Here is a 4,542-nt window from a genome sequence, read left to right as displayed (position 1 = left end):
GCGGGCCGAATGATGCGCGCCGACAACCTGTATGACGGCTACGTGCCCGGCCTGGCCTGCGTGGCCCACGGAGGTCCGGACTCGCGCGTCTTCATGGACGGCAACGCCTGGTGCGCGGTGCGGCCGGACTTCATCAACTTACAGGAGTCGCCGGCCGGCTTCGGCGCCACCCCAGCGGCGGCACGCGTCGCCCTGGCTGCGGCCTGATCCCATACCCCATTGCCATCCATGAACCTGCTCGACACCGTGACGCCGCCCGTCAACGACGCACCCATCACGCGGGCCGAAGTGCTGGCCCTGGCCGGCGCCTTCGAGCGCTCTGCGACGTATCTGCTGAAGGGCGTACTGCAAGAGCCGGCGAGGGACTTCCCGCTGGTCGGCCTGGCCGACTACCTGCGCGCCGCCCAGGTCCTGCGCGCCGCCGCCTTCGTCTGGGCGCAAAGCGACTCGACCGAGTAACCCCAGCCCCTGCCGACGCACAACATGACCAAAGAACGCCCGATCCTCTTCAGCGCGCCCATGGTGCGCGCCCTCTTGGCCGGCACGAAGACGCAGACTCGGCGGGTGTGCAAGTCGCAGCCATATGCGAACGGTTTCCACTTCGACGGCCACGACTTCCTGTGCCACAACGACTACCTCCCTCCCAGCGCCATGCTGATGGATTGCAGGCGCGGTGGCATCGACTACACGACATCGGACCATGAGGGGTGGACCGCCGAGTGCCCCTACGGCCAGCCCGGCGACCGGCTGTGGGTGCGTGAGACGTTCGCCATCGAGCGCAGCGTCGAGCCCGACCAGCAGCCGCCGCACAACGACGGCCGGCCGACCAAGCACCGCCCCGCAGACGACTACGAGTGCGCTCACCCGCTGTGGCAGCAGGCGCACTACCGGGCGACCGACCCGGCGCCCGAGCTGGTCTACGAGGAAGGCCCGGCCGGCGGGCGCGAAGGCGAGATCGGTGTGCGCTGGAAGCCCTGCATCCACATGCCGCGCTGGGCAAGCCGCATCCTGCTGGAGATCGTCAGCGTGCGCGTGGAGCGCTTGAACGACATCAGCGAAGCCGACGCGGCCGCCGAGGGCTGGCCTGGCCCGGACGCCACCTCGCTCGACGCGATGGCCTGGTACTCGCAGCTATGGGACGAGATCAACGGGCCGGGCGCATGGGAGGCCAACACCTGGGTCTGGGTCGTCGAGTTCAAGCGAGCAGCGTGATTCCCGTCCCCCTGCCACGGACCCGAACATGACAAACCGCGAACTTCTTGAGCTGGCAGCGAAGGCCGCAGGCGTGCCTGTCGAAGGCTGGACCGATGACGATTGGGTCAAGACCAGCATTGACGCTGACGGCACCTACTCAATCTGGAGCCCGCTGAAAAGCGACGGCGACGCCCTGCGGCTGGCTGTGAAGCTGCACCTGGACATCATGCTGCGCGGCCCCTCGCTGGTGCAGGTCTTCGGGACTCCTGGAGTTGATGCCTATACCTTCGAAGACCGCGGCGATGACTCAATAGCCGCCACTCGTCGCGCCATCGTCAGGGCTGCCGCGCAGATCGGCAAAGGCTGAATCCCATCCCCCGCGAGGACACCATGCAATACACCCTACTTCTAGGCGCCACGGTCATCGTCAAAGGCTGGATGCGTGATGCCGCCAATGATCCAAAGTTTGACGCTACGAAGGAGAGCTGAGATGACGAACATTGACTTGATCGCAGACCTGCGCGACCTTCGGCGCAGCGCTCGCCCAGCCTGGCAGAAGCCGGCGCTTTTCGTCGCTCTCGTCTTGACGGCCAGCATCGCCTTTGCTGCTGGCGCGATCGCGGACGCGCTGGCGCCTACAAAGAGGAGGTGACATGAAGCCTGAAATCGAAAAGATGGCCCGCGAGTCTGGCGCCGAAGTCACCATGCTGCTCTCGAAACCGCCGAAGTTGGGGCGTGTGGAGTTCACGGCAGCGCAACTAGAAGACTTCGTCCAGGCTGTGGCTAAGCGCTGCGCGGCCATCGCATCTGCCAAGCCGCGAGAGGAAGGCGCAGACCCGGAACTTTGCGCGCTCAGCGACTTCATCGAACTTGCCATCCTTGCCGAGTTCATCACAGACACCGGCGCCAAGGAGAAGACGAATGGATGATGGCGAGCACGATGACTTCCAGGATTCTGGCCCTTTCTGCCAACACTGGGGCGACCCCGTCGACTGCGAGACGCCTTGCCCGCACTGCGGTCATACGTGCGTCCAGCACAGGGGCCAGCCCGACAGCGCTTGCACTGTCGATGGGTGCGAGTGCGAAGGATTCCAAGAGGCCGTCACACAGGCGGAGGGCTGAGATGCTGGCAGAACCCGAAATAATCGACCGCGTGGTGTGGCGCGACCAGTTGCAGACCGAGCTGCGCAAATCCAGCGAGACCATCCGCCGCTGGCTGAAGGAAGGCCGGCTACCGAAGCCGGACATTCACCCGTCGCCGACCTGCATGGGCTGGCGCCTGTCCACCCTGCGCGAGGCCGGGATCAACCTGCCTTGACCGATTCGAGCCAGTTTGCCCACTCCTGCAGCATGCGCGTGCGCTCTGGCAGGTAGGCGGCACGGTTGTAGGCGGCGCGCGTCTCATCCTTCGGGACGTGGGCTAGTTGCCGCTCGATGGCGTCCGGGTTGTAGCCGCGTTCGTTCGCCCAGCTCGACGCCACCGACCGCCAGCCGTGGCCGGTCATGCGGCCCTTGTAGCCAATGCGCGCGATAAGCGCCAAGACGTTGTTCTCGCTCATGGGCTTGTCCGGCGTCCGGTCGCCCTCGAAAACGAAGCGCGCGCCGCGGCAGCGGGGCTTCAGTTCCTTGAGCAGCGCCTGGGCCTGCGTGGGCAGCGGCACCAGGTGATCACGCGGGCGCTTCATCTTCCCGGCCGGCAAGCGCCACATCGCGCCGTCCACTTCAGACCACTCCATCATCCGCAATTCGCTGGTCCGCACCCAGGTGTAGGCCAGCATCCAGCAGGCGAAGACGCTCTGTAGATCCCGGTTCTCCATGCCCAGGCGCTCCAGGAAGTCGGGCACATCGGGAATATCCAGCGCGGCGAAGTGCGTCACGGGCGACTTGCCGAAGGCCTTCTCGGGACGGATCTGCGCCGCGGGGTTGATCGTCGCTTCGCGGTTCTCGACGGCCCACTCAAAGACCTGGCCAGCCCACATCCGCGCCTTGCGCACATAGCTGTGCTTGCCGGCCGCGTCCATCGGGCGCAAGGTGTCGAGCAGTTCGTCTCGCGTGATCTCGCCTATCGGCCGCGCGCCGAGCTTGGGCCAGAGGTTGAACTCCAGGCAACGCAGCACGTTGTCGCGGTAGCTGTCGGCGATGTCTCTGCGGCCGTTCCAGTAGGCCTCGCACGCGGGCTTGAAGAGCATGCCGGCCTTGGCCTTCTTCGGCGCGCGCGGGTCGGCGCCATCGCGCAGCGTCTTCTTGAGCGCGTCGCGCTTCTCCCGCGCCTCGGCCAGGCTCACCTCGGGGTACGGCCCCAAGCTCTTGGTCTGCGGCTTGCCGTCCAGGCGGAAGGCCACGCGCCAGACCTTGGCGCCGTGCGGCGTGGTGGCCAGGTGCAGCCCGCCGCCGTCATAGGTCTTGATGAGCTTCGCGCCCGGCTTGATGGCGCGACACTTGGCGTCGGTGAGGGTGTTGGTGGGCACGTTGTAGGCATCCGCGACAGGGAGCGCGGGACGTACCACGCAGATGCCCACGCATAGGCCGTGGTCTGCCGGGTGGCGCCATGGTTCCGTGTGGGGAGCTGCAAAGGAAAAGCCCGCTAAGTGCCTGATTCTGCATCAGTACCTGCGGGCTCTTGTGGGCCGCCAAGGTTACTTGGTGGGGCCAACTGGAGGAGAGGGGGGGATTCGAACCCCCGAGACGTTACCGTCCGCCTGATTTCGAGTCAGGTACATTCAACCACTCTGCCACCTCTCCGAATCTGGTGCGAGCTGAGCCCAGCATTATAGCCAGGCTTTTGGAGCTCAACCTCGCAACGTGTCAGCGCCGCCCAGATAGGGCCGCAGCGCCTCAGGCACCGTGATGCTGCCATCCGCGTTCTGGTAATTCTCGAGAACCGCAACCAACGTCCGGCCGACCGCCAGGCCTGAGCCATTGAGCGTGTGTACGAACTCGTTCTTGCCCTGCGCGTTCTTGAAGCGCGCCTGCATGCGGCGGGCCTGGAAGGCGCCCATGTTCGAGCAGGAGCTGATCTCTCGGAAGGTGTTCTGCGCCGGCAGCCAGACCTCGAGGTCATAGGTCTTGGTCGAGCCAAAGCCCATGTCGCCGCTGCACAGCAGCACGGTGCGATACGGCAGGCCGAGCTTTTGGAGTACGGCCTCGGCGTGACCCGTCATTTCCTCCAGCGCGGCCATGCTGTTTTCAGGCAGCTCGATGCGCACCATCTCGACTTTGTCGAATTGATGCTGGCGGATCAGGCCCCGCGTGTCGCGCCCGGCCGAGCCGGCTTCCGAGCGGAAACAGGGGCTGTGCGCYGTCAGCTTGACGGGCAGGTCCTCGGGCTTGAGCACGCTCTCGCGCGCG

8 protein-coding genes and 1 tRNA gene are annotated in these 4,542 nt (G+C 65.8%); 6 read left to right on the top strand and 3 right to left on the bottom strand.

Annotated elements, in window-relative coordinates:
* From ACXJKR_RS25085 to ACXJKR_RS25060, 6 genes are all read left to right on the top strand, one after another.
* On the top strand, window positions 1-207 hold a 207-nt coding region (locus ACXJKR_RS25085), incomplete at its 5' end, for a hypothetical protein (protein ID WP_457325131.1).
* A gap of 21 nt (window positions 208-228) precedes the next feature.
* Window positions 229-459 carry a hypothetical protein gene (locus tag ACXJKR_RS25080; RefSeq protein ID WP_457325130.1) on the top strand — a complete coding sequence of 77 codons (231 nt, stop codon included), beginning with the start codon at window positions 229-231 and terminating at the stop codon, window positions 457-459.
* A gap of 24 nt (window positions 460-483) precedes the next feature.
* The gene (locus ACXJKR_RS25075; RefSeq protein ID WP_457325129.1) at window positions 484-1,212 is read left to right on the top strand and encodes a hypothetical protein; all 729 of its coding nucleotides are present in this window, start codon (window positions 484-486) and stop codon (window positions 1,210-1,212) included.
* A 28-nt stretch (window positions 1,213-1,240) separates the two neighbouring features.
* Window positions 1,241-1,561, top strand: coding sequence for a hypothetical protein (locus ACXJKR_RS25070; protein WP_457325128.1), 321 nt, complete (start codon window positions 1,241-1,243; stop codon window positions 1,559-1,561).
* 286 nt (window positions 1,562-1,847) lie between these two features.
* Entirely contained in the window at window positions 1,848-2,123 is a 276-nt protein-coding gene (locus ACXJKR_RS25065) for a hypothetical protein (RefSeq protein ID WP_457325127.1), read from the top strand.
* A 194-nt stretch (window positions 2,124-2,317) separates the two neighbouring features.
* Window positions 2,318-2,512 carry a helix-turn-helix transcriptional regulator gene (locus tag ACXJKR_RS25060; RefSeq protein WP_457325126.1) on the top strand — a complete coding sequence of 65 codons (195 nt, stop codon included), beginning with the start codon at window positions 2,318-2,320 and terminating at the stop codon, window positions 2,510-2,512.
* Here the strand turns inward: ACXJKR_RS25060 and ACXJKR_RS25055 are convergent.
* The 3 genes from ACXJKR_RS25055 to serS all read right to left on the bottom strand — a co-directional run.
* Window positions 2,499-3,662 carry a tyrosine-type recombinase/integrase gene (locus ACXJKR_RS25055; RefSeq protein ID WP_457325125.1) on the bottom strand — a complete coding sequence of 388 codons (1,164 nt, stop codon included), beginning with the start codon at window positions 3,660-3,662 and terminating at the stop codon, window positions 2,499-2,501. The two genes, ACXJKR_RS25060 and ACXJKR_RS25055, sit on opposite strands and share 14 nt — an antisense overlap.
* A gap of 186 nt (window positions 3,663-3,848) precedes the next feature.
* Window positions 3,849-3,936: transfer RNA gene (locus ACXJKR_RS25050), tRNA-Ser, on the bottom strand.
* Window positions 3,937-3,983: 47 nt separating this feature from the next.
* Window positions 3,984-4,542, bottom strand: a 559-nt coding sequence (gene serS, locus ACXJKR_RS25045) for a serine--tRNA ligase (protein WP_457325124.1), incomplete at its 5' end; no start/stop codon positions are given.

It is taken from the genome of Roseateles sp. P5_E11 (assembly GCF_054049355.1).
Note: the sequence above shows the minus strand (reverse complement) of the source record. Positions and strands in the feature narration are given on the sequence as shown.